Source organism: Actinosynnema sp. NPDC037264 (assembly GCF_055603705.1).
Genome location: NZ_JBVJVK010000005.1, coordinates 140,341 through 158,038, shown reverse-complemented (window position 1 = coordinate 158,038; position 17,698 = coordinate 140,341). Strand labels below are relative to the sequence as shown.

The 17,698-nt window shown below is 73.0% G+C and carries 13 protein-coding genes; 5 read left to right on the top strand and 8 right to left on the bottom strand.

What is annotated here, in order from left to right; all coding sequences use genetic code 11:
• Positions 1–48: 48 nt before the first annotated feature.
• Both ACZ7GX_RS08695 and ACZ7GX_RS08690 read left to right on the top strand, forming a co-directional pair.
• Entirely contained in the window at positions 49–1,182 is a 1,134-nt protein-coding gene (locus ACZ7GX_RS08695; RefSeq protein ID WP_498774374.1) for an Mrp/NBP35 family ATP-binding protein, read from the top strand.
• Positions 1,183–1,410: 228 nt separating this feature from the next.
• The gene (locus tag ACZ7GX_RS08690; protein ID WP_498774372.1) at positions 1,411–5,088 is read left to right on the top strand and encodes a CARDB domain-containing protein; all 3,678 of its coding nucleotides are present in this window, start codon (positions 1,411–1,413) and stop codon (positions 5,086–5,088) included.
• Between the two features lie 148 nt (positions 5,089–5,236).
• Here the strand turns inward: ACZ7GX_RS08690 and tatB are convergent, their stop codons facing one another.
• The 4 genes from tatB to sigE form a co-directional block, all read right to left on the bottom strand.
• Positions 5,237–5,617: a Sec-independent protein translocase protein TatB gene (gene tatB, locus ACZ7GX_RS08685; RefSeq protein ID WP_498774370.1), complete on the bottom strand. Its 381-nt coding sequence runs from the start codon at positions 5,615–5,617 to the stop codon at positions 5,237–5,239.
• 49 nt (positions 5,618–5,666) lie between these two features.
• A complete protein-coding gene (locus ACZ7GX_RS08680; RefSeq protein ID WP_498774368.1) occupies positions 5,667–7,193 on the bottom strand; it encodes a S1C family serine protease in 1,527 nt (508 codons plus the stop codon).
• An 81-nt stretch (positions 7,194–7,274) separates the two neighbouring features.
• Positions 7,275–7,898 (bottom strand): anti-sigma factor family protein, encoded by a 624-nt coding sequence (locus tag ACZ7GX_RS08675; RefSeq protein ID WP_498774366.1) that lies wholly within the window; start codon positions 7,896–7,898, stop codon positions 7,275–7,277.
• The gene (sigE, locus tag ACZ7GX_RS08670) at positions 7,895–8,470 is read right to left on the bottom strand and encodes an RNA polymerase sigma factor SigE (RefSeq protein ID WP_498774364.1); all 576 of its coding nucleotides are present in this window, start codon (positions 8,468–8,470) and stop codon (positions 7,895–7,897) included. The genes ACZ7GX_RS08675 and sigE overlap by 4 nt, the downstream gene beginning before the upstream one ends.
• 217 nt (positions 8,471–8,687) lie before the next feature.
• On the opposite strand from sigE, the gene ACZ7GX_RS08665 reads away from it, so the two are divergent.
• Complete coding sequence (locus ACZ7GX_RS08665; RefSeq protein ID WP_498774362.1) at positions 8,688–9,314, top strand: O-methyltransferase; 627 nt, start codon at positions 8,688–8,690, stop codon at positions 9,312–9,314.
• A gap of 169 nt (positions 9,315–9,483) precedes the next feature.
• Here the strand turns inward: ACZ7GX_RS08665 and glgC are convergent, their stop codons facing one another.
• A complete protein-coding gene (gene glgC, locus ACZ7GX_RS08660; RefSeq protein WP_053716266.1) occupies positions 9,484–10,698 on the bottom strand; it encodes a glucose-1-phosphate adenylyltransferase in 1,215 nt (404 codons plus the stop codon).
• Between the two features lie 104 nt (positions 10,699–10,802).
• Here glgC and glgA point away from each other — a divergent pair, with 104 nt between their 5' ends.
• Positions 10,803–11,966, top strand: coding sequence for a glycogen synthase (gene glgA / locus ACZ7GX_RS08655; RefSeq protein ID WP_498774360.1), 1,164 nt, complete (start codon positions 10,803–10,805; stop codon positions 11,964–11,966).
• A 1,292-nt stretch (positions 11,967–13,258) separates the two neighbouring features.
• On the opposite strand, the gene ACZ7GX_RS08650 is transcribed toward glgA, so the two are convergent.
• On the bottom strand, positions 13,259–14,551 hold the full coding sequence (locus ACZ7GX_RS08650) for an MFS transporter (protein WP_498774358.1): 1,293 nt from the start codon (positions 14,549–14,551) through the stop codon (positions 13,259–13,261).
• A 56-nt stretch (positions 14,552–14,607) separates the two neighbouring features.
• Between ACZ7GX_RS08650 and ACZ7GX_RS08645 the strand changes: the two genes are divergently transcribed.
• Positions 14,608–15,474, top strand: coding sequence for a LysR family transcriptional regulator (locus tag ACZ7GX_RS08645; RefSeq protein WP_498774646.1), 867 nt, complete (start codon positions 14,608–14,610; stop codon positions 15,472–15,474).
• Between the two features lie 427 nt (positions 15,475–15,901).
• On the opposite strand, the gene ACZ7GX_RS08640 is transcribed toward ACZ7GX_RS08645, so the two are convergent.
• Together ACZ7GX_RS08640 and ACZ7GX_RS08635 are read right to left on the bottom strand one after the other, a co-directional pair.
• Positions 15,902–17,353, bottom strand: coding sequence for a leucyl aminopeptidase family protein (locus tag ACZ7GX_RS08640; protein ID WP_498774356.1), 1,452 nt, complete (start codon positions 17,351–17,353; stop codon positions 15,902–15,904).
• 158 nt (positions 17,354–17,511) lie between these two features.
• Positions 17,512–17,679 carry a DUF3117 domain-containing protein gene (locus ACZ7GX_RS08635; protein ID WP_012783412.1) on the bottom strand — a complete coding sequence of 56 codons (168 nt, stop codon included), beginning with the start codon at positions 17,677–17,679 and terminating at the stop codon, positions 17,512–17,514.
• Between the last annotated feature and the right edge of the window lie 19 nt (positions 17,680–17,698).

Genomic DNA, 17,698 nt, shown 5'->3' with positions numbered 1-17,698 from the left:
GGCCCGCCGTAGCATGGCGGTCCCACCACCTCTCGCGAAGGCGTTCCCGTGACTCTTCCTACCGTTGACGACGTGCAGAAGGCGTTGGCCGGTGTCCAGGACCCGGAGATCCGGCGTCCGATCACCGACCTCGGCATGGTCAAGGGCGTCGTGGTCGGCGACGACGGGGTCGTGGACGTGGCGGTCTTCCTCACCGTGTCCGGCTGCCCGCTGCGCGACAAGATCACCGCCGACGTGACCGGCGCCGTGTCCGCGCTCGACGGCGTGACCGGCGTCCGCGTCGAGCTGGACGTGATGAGCGACGCGCAGCGCACCGAGCTGCGCAAGACGCTGCGCGGCGGCGTCGAGGAGCCGGTGATCCCGTTCGCCCAGCCCGGTTCGCTGACGCGGGTCTACTGCGTCGCGTCGGGCAAGGGCGGCGTCGGCAAGTCGTCGGTGACGGTGAACCTGGCCGTCGCGATGGCCGCGCGCGGGCTGTCCGTCGGCGTGGTGGACGCCGACATCTACGGCCACTCCATCCCCCGCATGCTGGGCACGGACGCGCGGCCCACGCAGGTCGAGAAGATGATCATGCCGCCGCAGTCGCACGGCGTGAAGCTGATCTCGATCGGCATGTTCACGCCGGGCAACACGCCGGTCGTGTGGCGCGGCCCGATGCTGCACCGCGCGTTGCAGCAGTTCCTGGCCGACGTGTTCTGGGGCGACCTGGACGTGCTGCTGCTCGACCTGCCCCCGGGCACCGGCGACATCGCCATCTCGGTGGCGCAGCTCGTGCCGAACGCCGAGATCCTGGTCGTGACGACGCCGCAGCAGGCGGCGGCCGAGGTGGCGGAGCGGGCCGGGTCGATCGCGTTGCAGACGCGGCAGCGGATCGCCGGCGTGATCGAGAACATGTCGTGGCTGGAGCTGCCGGACGGCACCCGGATGGACGTGTTCGGCGAGGGCGGCGGGCAGGTCGTGGCCGACTCGCTGACCCAGGCGGTCGGCGCGGACGTGCCGCTGCTGGGCCAGGTCCCGCTCGACCCGCGGCTGCGCGAGCAGGGCGACGCGGGCACGCCGATCGTGCTGGCGCACCCGGAGTCGGCCGCCGGACAGGTGCTGACGACCGTGGCCGGCAAGTTGTCGACGCGGTCGCGCGGGCTCGCCGGCCGCCTGCTGAACGTCTCGCCCGCCGGCCGCTGACGGCCTGAACCCCACGACAGGGGCTCCCGATCCGGGGGCCCCTGTTTCGTGCTGCCCGCGTCCGGTCGGCCGTTGACGAACCGCCGCCCGTCTGAAACATTTGTACTCAACCCCGCAAGAAGTTGACAGTCACAGCTTAAAATCTCCATATCGACTCGCAACTTAGCGGCAGGCGCTCCGCCGCAGTCTGCCGTCAGCGCACCGTCGTCCCCAACGAAGAGGACACCGATGACACGGAAGCAGCGCAGCCGGCGACTGATCGGCGGCATCCTCGCGGTCGGCTTGACCGCGCTCGGCCTCTCCCCCGCCTCGGGAGCGCCCGGCGACGTCACCGCCATCGCGGTCGACCTGGCCGCGGGCAAGAGCACGTCGGCGAGCGGCTCGCAGGCCGGCTACCCCGCGGCCAACGCCACCGACGGCAACCAGGCCTCCTACTGGGAGAGCGCGAACCACGCGTTCCCGCAGTGGCTCCAGGTCGACCTCGGCGCGACCGCCGGCGTGAGCCGGGTCGTGCTGAAGCTGCCGACCGGCTGGGGCGAGCGCACGCAGACGCTCGCCGTCCAGGGCAGCACGGACGGCGCCACGTTCACCGACCTCTCGCCGTCCGCCGCACGGGTGTTCACCCCGGCGAGCGGCAACACGGCCACCATCGACTTCGCCGCCAGGGCCGCCCGGCACGTGCGGCTGCACGTCACCGGCAACACCGGCTGGCCCGCCGCCCAGGTCTCGGAGTTCGAGGTCTACGGCGCCACCACCGGCGACGGGCAGGCCCCGACCGCGCCGGGCGGGCTGTCGCTGACCGAGCCCGCCGCCGGGCAGGTCCGGCTGAGCTGGACCGCGTCCACCGACGACACCGGCGTGACCGGGTACACCGTCTTCGCCAACGGCGCGGCGCGCGCCACCGTGCCGGGCACGACGTTGACCTACACCGACAGCCAACCGGCCACCGCCACCGTGACCTACACCGTGCGGGCGCGTGACGCGGCGGGCAACGTGTCCGGCGACAGCAACGCGGTGACGCGCGTCGGCCAGGGCGGCGGCACGAACCTCGCGGCCGGCAAGCTGATCGAGGCGTCGTCGTCGACGTTCGGGTTCGTCGCCACCAACGCCAACGACGGCAACGTCGCCACGTACTGGGAGGCGGGCGGCCAGTCGGCCACCCTGACCGTGAAGCTCGGCGCGAACGCCGACGTGAGCGCGGTCGTGGTCAAGCTCAACCCCGACCCGGTGTGGGGGCCGCGCACGCAGAGCTTCCAGGTGCTGGGCCGCGAGCAGGGCGCGACCGGCTTCACGTCGCTGGCCCCCCGCGCCGAGCACGCGTTCAGCCCGGCCGGCAACCAGAACGCGGTGACGGTCCCGGTCGCCGGCCGGGTCGCGGACGTGCGGCTGGAGTTCTTCGGCAACACCGGCGCGCCCGGCGGGCAGGTGGCCGAGTTCCAGGTCGTCGGCACGCCCGCGCCGAACCCGGACCTGACCGTCGCGGCGGTGTCGTGGACGCCGGCCAGTCCGTCGGAGCTCGACGCCGTCACCCTCACGGCCACGGTCCGCAACACGGGCACGGCCGCCGCCGGCGCGACCTCGGTCGACTTCAGCCTCGGCGGCACGGTCGTCGGCAGCGCGCCGGTCGCCGGGCTGGCCGCGGGCGCGTCGGCCGCGGTGTCGGTGAACGCGGGCAGGCGGGCGGCGGGCAGCTACCCGGTGAGGGCGGTGGTCGACCCGACCGACGCCGTCGTCGAGCAGGACAACGGCAACAACGCGCACACCGCGCCGTCACCGCTGGTGGTGGCGCAGGCGCCCGGCCCGGACCTGACCGTCGTCGGCATCACGCCCACCCCGCCGAACCCGGCCGTCGGCGCGCCGGTGTCGTTCACCGTGTCGGTGCACAACCGCGGCACGTCGGCGGTCGGCGCGGGCACCGTCACGCGGGTCGCGGTCGGCGGCGTCACGCTCACCGGGCAGAGCCCGGCCATCGCGGCGGGCGCGACGGTGACCGTGCCGGTCGGCGGCACGTGGACGGCCACCGCGGGCGGCGCGACGATCACCGCCACCGCCGACGCGACCGGCGTCGTCGCCGAGACGAACGAGACCAACAACGCGACGTCGCAGTCGATCGTGGTCGGTCGCGGCGCGGCGGTGCCGTACGTCGAGCACGAGGCGGAAGCCGCCCGGTACCAGGGCACCCTGCTGGAAGCCGACCCGCTGCGGCGGTTCGGGCACACCAACTTCGCCACCGAGTCGTCGGGCCGCAAGTCCGTGCGGCTGGACGGCACCGGCCAGTTCGTGGAGTTCACGTCGACGATCGCGTCGAACTCGATCGTGGTGCGCAACTCGGTCCCGGACGCGCCCGGAGGCGGCGGCATCGAGGCGACCATCAGCCTGTACGCCGACGACGTGTTCGTGCGGAAGTTGACGTTGTCGTCCAAGCACAGCTGGCTCTACGGCAACACCGACGACCCCGAAGGGCTCACCAACACGCCGCAGGCCGACGCGCGGCGGCTGTTCGACGAGGCGAACGCCCTGCTGGCCCGGACCTACCCGGCCGGCACCCGGTTCAAGCTGCAACGCGACGCGGGTGACGCGGCGGCGTTCTACGTCATCGACCTGATCGACCTGGAGCAGGTGGCGCCGCCGACCGACCAGCCCGCCGGCTGCACGTCCATCACCGCCTACGGCGCCGTGCCGGGTGACGGCGGCGACGACACGGACGCCATCCAGCGCGCCGTGACCGACGACCAGAACGGCGTGATCGGCTGCGTGTGGATCCCGGCCGGGCAGTGGCGGCAGGAGAAGAAGATCCTGACCGACGACCCGCTCGACCGGGGGCAGCACAACCAGGTGGGCATCCGCGACGTCACCATCCGCGGTGCGGGCATGTGGCACTCGCAGCTGTACACGCTCACCGAGCCGCACCTGGCCCAGGGCAGCATCAACCACCCGCACGAGGGCAACTTCGGGTTCGACATCGACGCCAACACGAAGATCTCGGACATCGCGATCTTCGGCTCGGGCCGGATCCGCGGCGGCGCGGGCGGCGCCGAGGGCGGCGTGGGCCTCAACGGGCGGTTCGGCGCCGGGACGAAGATCACGAACGTGTGGATCGAGCACGCCAACGTCGGCGTGTGGGTCGGTCGTGACTACGACAACATCCCGGAGCTGTGGGGTCCCGCCGACGGGGTCGAGTTCAGCGGCATGAGGATCCGCGACACCTACGCCGACGGCATCAACTTCACCAACGGCACGCGCAACTCGCGGGTGTTCAACTCGTCGTTCCGGACGACCGGCGACGACTCGTTGGCGGTGTGGGCCAACCGGTACGTCAAGGACCAGGCGGTCGACGTCGCGCACGACAACGCGTTCGTGAACAACACGATCCAGCTGCCGTGGCGGGCCAACGGCGTCGCGATCTACGGCGGCTACGGCAACAGGGTCGAGAACAACCTGATCCACGACACCATGAACTACCCCGGGATCATGCTGGCGACCGACCACGACCCGTTGCCGTTCTCCGGGCAGACGTTGATCGCCAACAACGCCCTGTTCCGGACGGGTGGCGCGTTCTGGGGCGAGGCGCAGGAGTTCGGCGCGATCACGTTGTTCGCGCAGAGCCGCGACATCACCGGCGTGACGATCCGCGACACCGAGATCCACGACTCGACCTACGACGGCATCCAGTTCAAGACGGGCGGCGGCAACGTGCCGGGCGTGGTGATCGGCAACGTCCTCATCGACCGCTCGAACAACGGGGCGGGCATCCTGGCCATGGGCGGCGCCCGCGGCAGCGCGACCCTGACCAACGTGCGGATCACCAACTCCGCCGCCGGCGCGGTCGTCGTCGAACCGGGCTCGCAGTTCACCATCACCGGCACCCCGACCACCACCACCCACCGCGGCCGGGGCGTCGCCTGACCGACCCGCTCCCCCTCGAACGCATCGCAGGGGTCCCCGCCAAGGGGACCCCTGCTTTGATTCTGCCGGCCGGGTACGACAATTCCGGGCCGTGACAGTGCGGACAGCCCGTTCGGCACACCGCGGTCAGCGGCGGCCCGGGTGCGTGTCAGGTGGCGTCCGGGTCGTACGGGGGACGCTCGCCGCGCTCCAGGGGACGGTCCCGGCTCGTCGTGTCGCGCACCGGCGGCACGGTGGGGTGGCCGTTCGGCTTCTCGCTCGGCTCGTCCTCCCACAAGTGCTTGGTGATCGCGCGCTTGGGGTCGAAGTTGCGCAGTTCCCGGAGGTCCTCGAGCGGCTTGCGCAGCTGCTCGAACTCGGGTCCCATCTCCTGCTTCAACTGCTCCCGCGCGCCGGTCGCGTAGTCGCGCACCCGGCGGACCGTCTTGCCGACCCACGCGGCCGCGTCGGGCAGTCGTTCCGGGCCCAGGATGAACAGGCCCGCCACGACGATGACGAGGATCTCAAGCCACCCGATGCTGTCGAACACCCTCGTGCCCCACCTTCCGCGCCCCAAGCCCTGACCGCCAGCGTAGCCGTCAGTCGGACCGCAAAGTCACCTGCACGGTCAGCTCGCGACCCTGCCTGGCCAGCACGACCGGCACCGTCTCGCCGATTTCATGGTCCCTTACCGCAACGGTCAGCTCCGCGGCGTTGCGCACCATCCGGTCGCCGACGCGCGTGATCACGTCGCCCTCCTCGATGCCCGCCGCGTCGGCCGCGCCGCCCTCGGGCACGTTCTGCACCTGCGCGCCCTCCGCGGTCTCCGCCGACGCCGACCGCACGTTGATGTTCATGTCCGCGTGCTTGACCTCGCCGTCGCGGATCAACGCCTGCGACACCTTGCGCGCGTAGTTGCCGGAGATCGCGAACCCGAGGCCGACCGAGCCGCCGGTCTCGGTGCGGATCGACGAGTTGATGCCGACCAGCGCGCCGGACGAGTCGACCAGCGCGCCACCGGAGTTGCCGGGGTTGATGGCCGCGTCGGTCTGGATCGCGTCGTAGGTGACCTGCGGCCCGCCGTTCTCGCCCGCCGCCGTCACGGGCCGGTGCAGGGCGCTGACGATGCCCTCGGTCACGGTGTTCGACAGCGACAGCGGCGAGCCGATCGCGAGCACGGTGTCACCGACCGCCAGCTCGTCGGAGTCGCCGAACTGCAGCACGGTCGGGTTGTCCACCTCGACCTTGATCACCGCGAGGTCGGTCTTGGAGTCGCGGCCGACGACCTGCGCCACGGCCCGCTTGCCGTCGGTGAAGACCACGGTCAGCTTCGCCGACGTGTCCTGCACCGCCGGGGCGACCACGTGGTCGTTGGTCAGCACGTAGCCCTCGCCGTCGATGACCACGCCGGAGCCGACGCCGGCCACGTTCGCGCCCTTGAACTCGATCGACACGACGCTGGGCGTGACGCGCTGGGCGATCTCGGCGACCGACCCGACCGGGCGCTCCTTGCCCGGCTTGACCTCGGCGAGCGTGACGCCGCCGTCGGTGAGCGGGTTGCCGACCCGGCCCAGCAGCCAGCCGACCACGCCGCCGCCCGCGCCGATCACCAGCGCCGCCACCATCAGCAGCACCAGGGCCATCGGCTTGACGCGCCGCCCGAACAGCAGTTCGGGCACGCTGAGCTGCGGCCCGGCCGGCGGCTCCGGCTTGGGTTCGGTGTCGGGCTGCTCCGTGACGGCGGGCGGGCCGATGACGGCCGACGCGCCCGGGTCGCGCCACGAGTCGCCCGCCGGCTTGCCCTCCCAGAAGACGGGCTCCACCTCGGGCTCGCCGTTCAGGTCGACCGGCGGGCGTTGCAGCAGCGTGTCGTCCTCGCCGCGGGGCCGGCCGAACGCCGTGCTCAGCGCTTCCGGTGGCGGCGGCGCGAGTCGCACGGACGAGTTGCCGTTCGGGCTCGGGCGGTCGGCGGAGAACGCGCCCGCCACGCCCCGCGGTCGACCGAACACGGCCTGCTGACCGGGGTCGACGGCCGGGCGGTTCAGCGGACGGGGTGCGAGCCTGCGGTGCGCCCCGTCGTCCACGCCCGACCTGGGGGTCCCGTTGCCCTGCTCTGGCTCGCTCATCGCTCCCCGCACGTCGTCACACCATGGTTGTCGCGGGGCAATCGTGCCGGGTGACCGGTGAAGTTGCCGTCAGCGGGCCGGTCAGCGGCCCGGCAGGCCGGTGTCCGCGGCCGGGCGCAGCACGCCGACGGGCTCGCGGTCGTCGGTCAACGACGGCGCGACCACGGGCGAGGGCTGCGGGGAGTTGCCCTGGGCGGGCGGCGGCGCGTTGTCCTCGCTGCCCGGTGCGACCAGGGCGAGCGCGCCGAGCATGAGACCGGAGACGACGACGCCGGCGCCTTGGCGGGCGCGTCGTCCCCCGAACAGACCGGCTCCGAAGCGGCTACCGCCGCCGGTTCCGAAAGGGCGGCCGGACCCCAGCACGGGACCGCTGCCGAACGCGACCCGGTCGGGCCGCTGGACCGTGACGAGCTGGCCGTCCTCGCTGACCGCGAGGCCGTCCGGCGCGCTGGGCAGCTCCACTTCCTGCGGGATCGCGCCCAGCCTGGCCAGCAGGCTCGCGGGCGCGCACGGCGCGTCGGCGGCGCGCACCGCGGAGCGGGCCTGCTGCTGCGAGTACGCCTCGGCCGCGCAGAACGGGCAGCGCTGCAGGTGCGCGGACGCCCTGTTGTGCGCCGAGGCGGACAGCTCGCCGTCGACGAAGGCGACGACCGCGTCGGGCAGCAGGTGCTGCTCGGGCAGTTGCCAACCTCGCAGGTCGGTCATGCAGAGTCCTCCTGGGCCAGACCCCGACGGCGTTCCAGTGCGACCCGCAGGGCCTGGCGGCCCCGGTGGATCCTGCTTCTCACGGTACCGAGTTTGACGCCGAGGGTGGCGCCGATCTCCTCGTAGGAGAGCCCTTCCACGTCACACAGGACGACGGCGGCGCGGAACTCGGGCGGCAGCTCGTCCAGCGCGGCCTGCAGCTCCGGGTCGAGGTGCGTGTCGTCGTAGATCTCCTCCGGCGTCGGGTCGTCGCCGGGGATGCGGTCGGTCTCCTCGGGCAGGGCCTCCATGCGCACGCGCGAGCGGCGGCGGGCCATGTCGAGGAAGAGGTTCGTGGTGATGCGGTGCAGCCAGCCCTCGAACGTGCCGGGCTTGTACGACGCGAGCGAGCGGAACACCCGGATGAAGGTCTCCTGGGTGAGGTCCTCGGCGTCGTGCTGGTTGCCGGACAGGCGGTAGGCCAGCCGGTACACCCGGTCGGCGTGCTCGCGCACAACTTGGTCCCACGAGGGCGCGATCCAGTCCGCGTCCTCGATGGGCGCGGTCAGTGCGGCGGTCGGCTGCTTTGGCATCGGGCGGTTAAGCACCTCCACTGGGCTGGCTGCCCTGCTGCACGGGTCAACGCTCGGCTCCCCTGACGTGTTCCCGTTGGTCCTGCTCGTCATGCGTTGGAGCCAGTCTGACCTTCTCCCTTATAACCATCGTGAGAGGCGGCTGAGAGCAGGCTGAGAATCCGGGTTGTCGGCGAGATTCACCCGAACCGCCGCCGGCGGCGTTAGCCTTCGTGCTGTGGATGCGCCGACGCGCGAGTACGTGGAGCGCTACCTGCCCGAGGACGCCGTCATCACGGCCGCCAGGGCTCGTGGCGCCGAGTTGGGGTGCGTGCCGATCGGGTCCGGCGGCGGGGCGGCGTTGCGGTTCCTCGCGGCGGCGTTGCAGGCCAAGGCCGTGGTGGAGATCGGCACCGGGGCCGGTGTCGGCGCGTTGTACCTGCTCGGCGGCATGCCCGCGGCGGGGGTGCTGACGTCGATCGACGTGGAGCCGGAGCACCAGCGCGCGGCGCGGGTGGCGTTCGCGGAGGCGGGCATCGCGGTGTCGCGGACCCGGTTGATCATGGGTCGGGCGCTGGACGTGCTGCCCAGGCTCACCGACGGCGCGTACGACCTGGTGTTCGTGGACGCGGCGAAGTCGGAGTACCCGAAGTACCTGGCGGAGGGCGTGCGGCTGCTGCGGCCGGGTGGCGTGATCGCGTTCGACAACGTGCTGTGGCACGGCCGGGTGGTCGACCCGTCGCACCGCGACCCGGACACGGTCGCGATGCGGGAGGTGGCGCGCTCGGTCCGCGAGGACGACCGCCTGGTGCCGGTGATCCTGCCGCTGGGCGACGGCCTGCTGGTCGCCGCGAAGGTCGGCTGAGGCTTCGCAGGGGTCCTCGCCGAGGGGACCCCTGCTTTGATCTTGCCACCGGGGTACGACGATGTGGAGCGCGCGGAAGCGGGCTGTGGACAACTCCGCAACCTCACCCGGCCGGGGTCACCCGTGTGGGTGAAAGCGGGGACCGTCGCGAGGACGGTCCCCGACCGGGTCAGTGCGCCGTGACGCCCTTCCCGAGCACCGTCACCCCGCCGGACGACACGGTGTAGCGCTGCCGGTCCGTCGCCGGGTCCACGCCGATCAGCGCACCGTCGGGCACGACGACGTTCTTGTCCAGGATCGCCCGCCGCACGACCGCGCCGCGCCCGATCCGCACGCCGGGCAGCAGCACGCTCCCCTGCACCACCGACCCGGACTCCACGACCACGTCCGAGCTGATCACCGACCCGTGGATGGTGCCGGAGATGATCGAACCCGGCCCCACCATCGAGTCCTCCGCGCTGCCTCCCGCGATGAACTTCGCGGGCGGCAGCGGCGGGGTCGCCGTCCGGATCGGCCACGCCTGGTTGTAGAGGTTGAACACCGGCCGCACCGACACCAGGTCCATGTGCGCCTCGTAGTAGGCGTCGATGGTCCCCACGTCGCGCCAGTAGCCCCGGTCGCGGTCGGTCTCGCCCGGCACCTTGTTGTCGGCGAAGTCGTAGACGTGCGCCTGCCCCTGGTCGACGAGCATCGGGATGATGTCGCCGCCCATGTCGTGGTCGGAGTCGGGGTTCGACGCGTCCGCCCGCAACGCGTCGATCAGCGCCTCGGTGGTGAACACGTAGTTGCCCATCGACGCGAAGGTGACCTCCGGGTCGTCCGGCACGTGCGGCGGCTCGGCCGGTTTCTCCAGGAAACGGGTGATCAGCCCGGTCGCGTCGGAGTCGATGCAGCCGAACGCCTTGGCCTCCGCCCGCGGCACCCGGATGCCCGCCACGGTGACGCCCGCGCCGGTCTCCACGTGCTGCTCCACCATCTGGCCGGGGTCCATCCGGTAGACGTGGTCGGCGCCGAAGATGATCACGTGCTCGGGTTTCTCGTCGTTGACGAGGTTCAGCGACTGGAAGATGGCGTCGGCGCTGCCGGTGTACCAGCGCGGCCCGAGCCGCTGCTGCGCCGGGACCGGCGTGACGTACTGGCCGAGCACATTGGACAGTCGCCACGTCGTGGAGATGTGCCGGTCCAGGGAATGGGATTTGTACTGGGTGAGCACGCAGAGCTTGACGAAACCCGCGTTCACCAGGTTGGACAGGACGAAGTCCACCAGCCGGTAGTTACCGCCGAAGGGCACCGCCGGCTTTGCCCGGTCGGCGGTCAACGGCCACAACCGTTTGCCTTCGCCACCGGCGAGGACAATTCCTAGAACGTGCGGTTGCCCTTTCACGACAACGACCCTAACGGGGTGAGCACCGCCCCACCAACGGCGAAGTAACGCAAACTCCGCTCGTTCACCCGGCTGACCCCGGCAACCGGGTTACGGTGAGCGTCGTGCGAATTGGACTGCTCACACGGGAGTACCCGCCGGAGGTCTACGGCGGCGCTGGGGTGCACGTCGGCTTCCTCGTGCCGAGGTTGCGCGAGCTGGTGGACGTGGACGTGCACGCCTTCGGCGGGCCGCGCGCGGACGCCAGGGCGCACAACCCGGCGCACGGCCTGGAGCAGGCGAACGCCGCGCTGGCCACCTTGTCGGTCGACCTGGAGATGGCCGCCGCGCTGGGCGACGTGCAGCTGGCGCACTCGCACACCTGGTACGCCAACATGGCCGGTCACCTGGCGAAACTGCTGCACGGCATCCCGCACGTGGTGACCGCGCACTCGCTGGAGCCGCGCCGGCCGTGGAAGGCCGAGCAGCTCGGCGGCGGCTACCGGGTGTCCTCCTGGGTGGAGCGGACCGCGTACGAGGCGGCGGACGCGGTGATCGCGGTCAGCGAGGGCATGCGCGCCGACGTGCTGGACTGCTACCCGGCGCTGGACCCGGCCCGCGTGCACGTGGTGCGCAACGGGATCGACACGTCGGCCTACCACCCCGTGCCCGAGACCGACGCCCTGCTCCGGCACGGCATCGACCCCGCGCGGCCCATCGTGACGTTCGTCGGGCGGATCACCCGGCAGAAGGGCGTCGGGCACCTGGTCGCCGCCGCGCACCGGATCTCGCCGGACGCGCAGGTCGTGCTGTGCGCGGGCGCGCCGGACACGCCGGAGATCGCCGAGGAGACGCGCCTGGCGGTGGCGGAGCTGGCGGCGTCGCGGCCGGGGGTGTTCTGGATCCAGCAGATGCTCCAGCCGGCCGAGGTGCGGCAGATCCTGAGCCACTCGACGGTGTTCGTGTGCCCGTCGGTGTACGAGCCGCTGGGCATCGTGAACCTGGAGGCGATGGCGTGCGGCACGGCGGTGGTGGCCTCCGACGTGGGCGGCATCCCGGAGGTCGTGGACCACGGGAGGACCGGGCTGCTGGTGCACTACGACGAGAAGGACGTCGAGGCGTACCGGGTGGCGCTGGCCGACGCGGTGAACGAGGTGCTCGGGGACCCGGCGCGGGCGGCGGCGTTCGGCGAGGCCGGGCGGGCGCGGGCGATCGAGGAGTTCTCGTGGGCGACGGTGGCCGAGCAGACCGTGGCGGTGTACTCGGCGGCGCTCAACGGCTCCCGGTGATCACCTGACCGCACGGTGTGATGTGCGCCACTCGATCGTGATGCAACGGTATGGGGTGCCGACCGCCTTTAACCAGTAGGGGCGACTACTGGGGGCGGTATGCGGTGGCTTGTGCTCCTGCTCGCGCTGGTGGCCGGTGGGTGCGCCACGCCCGCGTTCAGCGCGGAGCAGGTCAGGTTGACGATCGAGGGAGAGGCGGTGCTGGACGCGCCCGCCCTGCAGGCGCGAGCCGAGGCGGAGCTGAGCTACACGCTGTCGTTCGGGTACGTCGCCCGGACCGGTCTGGACGCGGTGAGCTGCTGGTTCGCGCGCACGGGTGAGGCGTTCGAGGTCGACACGCGGTTGTGGTGCGGTCCCGTGCAGGTGCCCGGCACGGCCGCGGCCACCGACTGGGTGCCGGTGCCGTTGAAGCAGGTCGAGCGCAGCGCGGCCGGGATCCGGCTCGAGGTCCAGCCGCCGCAGGTGCCCGCGCAGGGCGCCCGGAGCACGCCGGTGGGGAAGCTGGTGCGCACCGACGGGCGGGAGGCCGACGCCGACCAGGGCGTCGGGCAGGCGGGGCCGGACTTCCTGGCCGTGCTGCCCGACGACGGGCAGGTGCTCGACGCGGCGTCCGCGATGGTGCGCGACGACCAGCTCGAAGTGCACGTGACGGGGTACGCGTCACCGTCGGTGTGGCCGACCGCGGAGGGCGACCTGCGGGCCGAGCACGGGGTGGCGCTGCGGGTGCTGCGGGTGCGGGTGACGCGGCACAGCGAGGTCGACTCGGCGTTCGGGCAGACGCCGTGGCGCGGGTGGCTGCCGCAGCCGCCGGAGCTGTCGCTGGACGTGCCGGGTCGGCGGCACCGCCTGCCGGCCGACCGGCTGCCGGACAACGGGTCGGCGCTGATCGTCTACACCGTGCCGGTGGCGGGCGGGCAGGAGTCGCTGGTGCTCGACACCGTGGGGGCCAAGTCGCTGCAGCAGCGGGTCGAGGTGCCGACCGGGGTGGTCGTCGGCGAGGCGCCGAAGGTGCTGCGGCGCGCGCCGGGGCCGGAGGCGATCTCGGTGTCGACGCCCATGGCGGTGGGCGCGTCCGCCGGGTCGGTGGAGGTCGTGCGGGCGAAGGTGGGTCGGCAGCGGCCGGTGTCGGCGGGCGGGCAGTACGAGCTGGCGACGGCCGGCGCCGGGATGGCGCTGGTGGAGCTGCGGATGGTCGGGCACGGCCTGCCGAGCGTGGTCGGCGCGGGGCAGACGTCGCCGCTGCTGACCTTGACGGTGCCGGGCGGGCAGGCGGCGCGGCAGGTCGGCGCGCGTTACGGCGGCGACACGGTGCCGGTGGCGGTCGTGTACGAGGTGCCGGAGGACGTGCGGTCGGCGACGTTCTCGGTCACGCCGGGGACGGTGTCGTTGCCGCAGCTGGGCGAGGTGGCGGTGACCGGTGGGACCGGGGTCGAGGTGCCGCTGGACTTCTGACCGGCCTGGGCTTTGCGCGCGGTCACGACCGCGACGGCCGCCAGCGCCAGCCACAGCGCGACCAGGGCGGTCAACCCCGGCCAGCCGCGGGCCTGGTAGGCGGCGCTGCCCGCGGTGCCGCCGGTGCTGCTGCCGACGTAGAACGCGAACAGGTAGACGCCCGAGGCCTGGCCGCGGACGTGCTCGGGCGCGTGGGCGCCGACCCAGCCGCTCGCGACCGCGTGCGCGGCGAAGAAGCCGCCGGTGAACAGGGTGAGGCCGACCGCGATCGCGGCCACGTGGTCGGGGAGGGTGATCGCGGCCCCGGCGGCGGCCAGCGCCAGGCCGGCGAGGGCGACGCGGGCGCGGCCGTGGCGGTCGGCCAGGCGGCCCGCGGCGGCGGACGTGCCGCCGCCCGCCGCGTAGGCGAGGTAGACCAGGGTGGCCACGCCGGTGGGCAGGCCCAGGTCGGTGGTGAGGCGGAAGCCGATGACGTTGAAGACGGAGATGAACGCCGCCACGGCGAGGATCGCGATCGCGTACTGGCAGAGCAGGACGCGGTCGGTGAGGGCGTCTTTGAGGGCGCTCGGGCGGCGTTCGGCGTGGTGGCCGCGGGGCAGCAGGAGGGCGGCGGTGATCGCGCAGGCCGCGCCGAACGCGCCGGCGAGGGCCAGGGCGGTGCGCCACGACGTGCCGTCGGTGGTGAAGCCGGTGATGAGGCGGCCGAGCATGCCACCCGCGCTGTTGCCCGCGACGAGGGCGCCGATGGCCGCGCCGACGTGCGCCTTGCGTGCTTCCTGGGCGAGGAAGGCCATCGCGGTGGCCGGGACGCCCGCGGTGGCGACGCCTTGCAGGGCGCGGGCGGCGAGGAGGGTTTCGTAGGTCGGGGCGAGCGGGAGGAGCAGGCCGAGGGCGGCGGCGGTGAGGACGGACCAGACGATGACGCGGCGTCGGCCGACGCGGTCGGCGAGGGCGGCCATCGGGATGATCGCGAGGGCCAGGGCGCCGGTCGCGGCGCTGATGGCGAGGGACGCTTCGGCCGGCGTGAGGTGGAAGTCGCGGGCGATGTCGGGCAGGACCGATTGCGGCGCGTAGAGCAGCGCGAACGTGGCCAGGCCGGTGGCGGCGACGGCGGTGGTGAGGCGGCTGGGCACGTCTTCGACGCTAATCGATGCGTCCAATGCGCCGGTTTGCCAGAATCCATGCGGTGATGGATGAATTGGTCCAGCGTCTGGCCGTCCTCCGCGCGCTGGCCGCGGACGAGCACGTGACCCACGCCGCCGAGGCGGCCGGCGTGCCGCAGCCGACCGTGAGCCGCTGGGTGGCCGCGCTCGGCACGTCGCTGGGCGCGCCGGTGGTCATCCGATCGGGGCGACGGGTCCGCCTGACCAGGGCAGGCCGCCTGCTCTGCGAAGCCGCCGACCGCGCGCTGACCGTCCTGGAAGCGGGCCACCGCGCCGCGGCGGAGGAGGTGTCACCCGAACGTGGCCAGGTGGCGCTGGGCTTCCTCCACCTCCTGGGCAGGTCGGTGGTCCCGGCCCTGGTCAGCAGCTTCCGCGAACGTCACCCGTCCGTGCGATTCCGCCTGGTCCAGAACTCGCGGCAGGACATCCTCGCCCACCTGGCCGACGGCGTCGTCGACCTGGCCCTCGTCTCCCCGCCGCCGACCGACCCCGCGTTCGCGCACGCCGTCGTCCGCGAGGAGGAGCTGATCCTCGTCGTCCCGCCGGGCCACCGCCTGGCCGGTCGGCCGTCGGTGCGGGTGGCCGAGCTGGCGGGCGAGGAGTTCGTCGGCCTCGAACCGGGCTACGGCCTGCGGCAGATCACCGACGACCTGTGCGCGGCGGCCGGCTTCGTGCCCACGCCGGCCTTCGAGGGCCAGGAGACCGAGACCGTCCGGGGCCTGGTCGCCGCGGGCCTGGGCGTCGCCCTGCTGCCGCACGCCGACTCGCCGTCGGGCCTGCCGGAGATCCCGCTCAGCCCGCGTGCGGCGCGGGAGATCGCGCTGGTCTGGCCGGCCGACGCACCCCTGCCACCCGCCGTCCAAGCCTTCCGCGACCACGCGCTGGCGACCTGATCACGTTTCCCAACCCAACCCAACCCAACCCAACCCAACCCGACCCGACCCGACCCGGCCCGACCCGGCCCGGTGTCCGCGCCCACGGCTCGCCGCTTGGACCACCCGCGTCCGGTCCGGCTGCCGCACTGGCCCCGGTCCGGCTGCCGACTGGCCCCGGCCCGGCTGTCGTCTGGCTCCGGGTTCGGGTGCCGCCTGGCTTCCGCGCCTGCACTCGACAGGCATCCCGCGCCCGGCATCTGCGCTCGCCAGCATCTGCGCTCGCCGTCCGCGCTCACCGCCGTCCGCGCCCACCGTTCGCACCCCGCCTTCCCGTGTCCGCCGCGCAGGCCCCGCCATCCGTGTGAGGCCGTGGTTGGGGGTGGTTGCGGTTCCTCGATTCAACCGAGGGACGGTAACGGTGTTTCCGTACATTTTCGGGCCATGATCACCCGATCGTGTTCGACGGCGCGTAGGTCTCGGCCAGTTCGATGAGGGTCCGGGCGGCGAAGCCGGTGGCGCCCGCCACCACCTCGTCGTAGACCTTGTCGGCGCGCGCGGGACCGGCGATGTCCAGGTGGGCCCACGGGACGTCGCCCGTGAACTCCTTGAGGAACAGCGCCGCGGTGATGCCGCCGGGTCCCGGCGGGCACTGGCGGACGTCGGCGATGTCGCTGCGGACGTCCTCGACCAAGTCCTCCAGCAGTGGCATCCGCCACCACGACTCGCCGACGCGGGCGCCGGCCTCGGCCACGCGTGCCGCCAGGTCGTCGTCGGTGGCGAAGAGGCCACCGGTGCGCAGCCCCAGGCTGACCTTCATCGCACCGGTCAGGGTCGCCACGTCCACGAGCACGTCCGGCCGCAGGTTCCGCACCGCGTAGGCCAGCGCGTCGGCCAGGACCAGCCTGCCCTCGGCATCCGTGTTCGTCACCTCGGTCGTCGTGCCCCCGTAGTGGGTGATCACGTCACCCGGCCGGTACGCCGAGCCCGACACGTGGTTCTCCGCCGCCGGCACCAGCCCCGTCACCCGGACGGGCAGGCTCTGCCGGGCGATCCCCACCAGGGCCGCCACCACCGCCGCACCGCCGGACATGTCCGTGCGCATGAGGTGCATGCCCTCGGCCGGCTTGATCGAGATGCCGCCGGTGTCGAACGTGATGCCCTTGCCGACCAGGACCAGGTGCGGCTGCCCGGCGCCGGTGCCCGGCCACGTCAGCTCGATGAACCGCGGCGGCCGGGCCGAGCCGCCGCCGACCGCCAGCACACCGCCGAACCGCTGCTCGGCCAGCCACTTCTCGTCCCGCACGTCGACGCGCAGCCCCGGCACGGCCCGCGCGGCCTTCACCGCCGCGGCGGCCAGCCACGACGGATCCTTCACATTTGACGGCGTGTTCGCCAGGTCGCGCCCCAACGACGTCGCGGCGGCCAGCGTGTTCGCCTTCCGCACCGCGTCCGCCAGCCCGGCGCCCCCGGTGACCAGGCGCAACGACTTCACCCGCGGCGGCGGTTCCTCGGCGGTCACCTTGAACCGGTAGCCGCCGACCGCCGCCCCCAGCGTGAACGCCGCCACCGCCTCGGCCGTCACGTCGGCGGGCAGCCGCACGTCGAACGTGGTCCCGCCCTTCTTCTCGGCGTCCGCGTGCAGCGCCCGCACCAGCGACGCGCCCGCCTTGCGCCAGTCACCCGCCCCGCCGTCGCCGACGCCGACGACCCAGGTCCGCCCCTGCCTGGACGTCGCGCCGGCCGTGCCGCTCACGTCACCGAGGTCGTCCACGTCCTCCGCGCCCGGCCCCAGCCGCACCGGGTCGCCGGGGAACGCGACGAGCACCGCGGGCACACCTCGCCGGAGGGTGTCGGCCACCTCGACGGTGACCAGCGGGGTGGGCAGGGGTGCTCGCACGGGGGGACCTCCGATAGGGCCGGGCAGGGGGTGGAACTGGAGAAACCGCAGATCAGCGCCTACGGGCGAGTGCACACGTCACCGGCGCGGCACGACGTAGCGATGCCCCGGTTCCACAGTGGAAACCGGGGCGTCGACGCTTTCTCTTGTCCGGCTGGTCAGCCGGCGGCTGCCTTGAGGGCGTCGCCCAGGGCGTTGGCCTCGTCCGCCGACATCTCGACGACGAGGCGCCCACCACCCTCGAGCGGAACGCGCATCACGATGCCGCGCCCCTCCTTGGTCACCTCGAGGGGACCGTCGCCGGTCCGGGGCTTCATGGCCGCCATCGCGTGCTCCCTCCGTCAA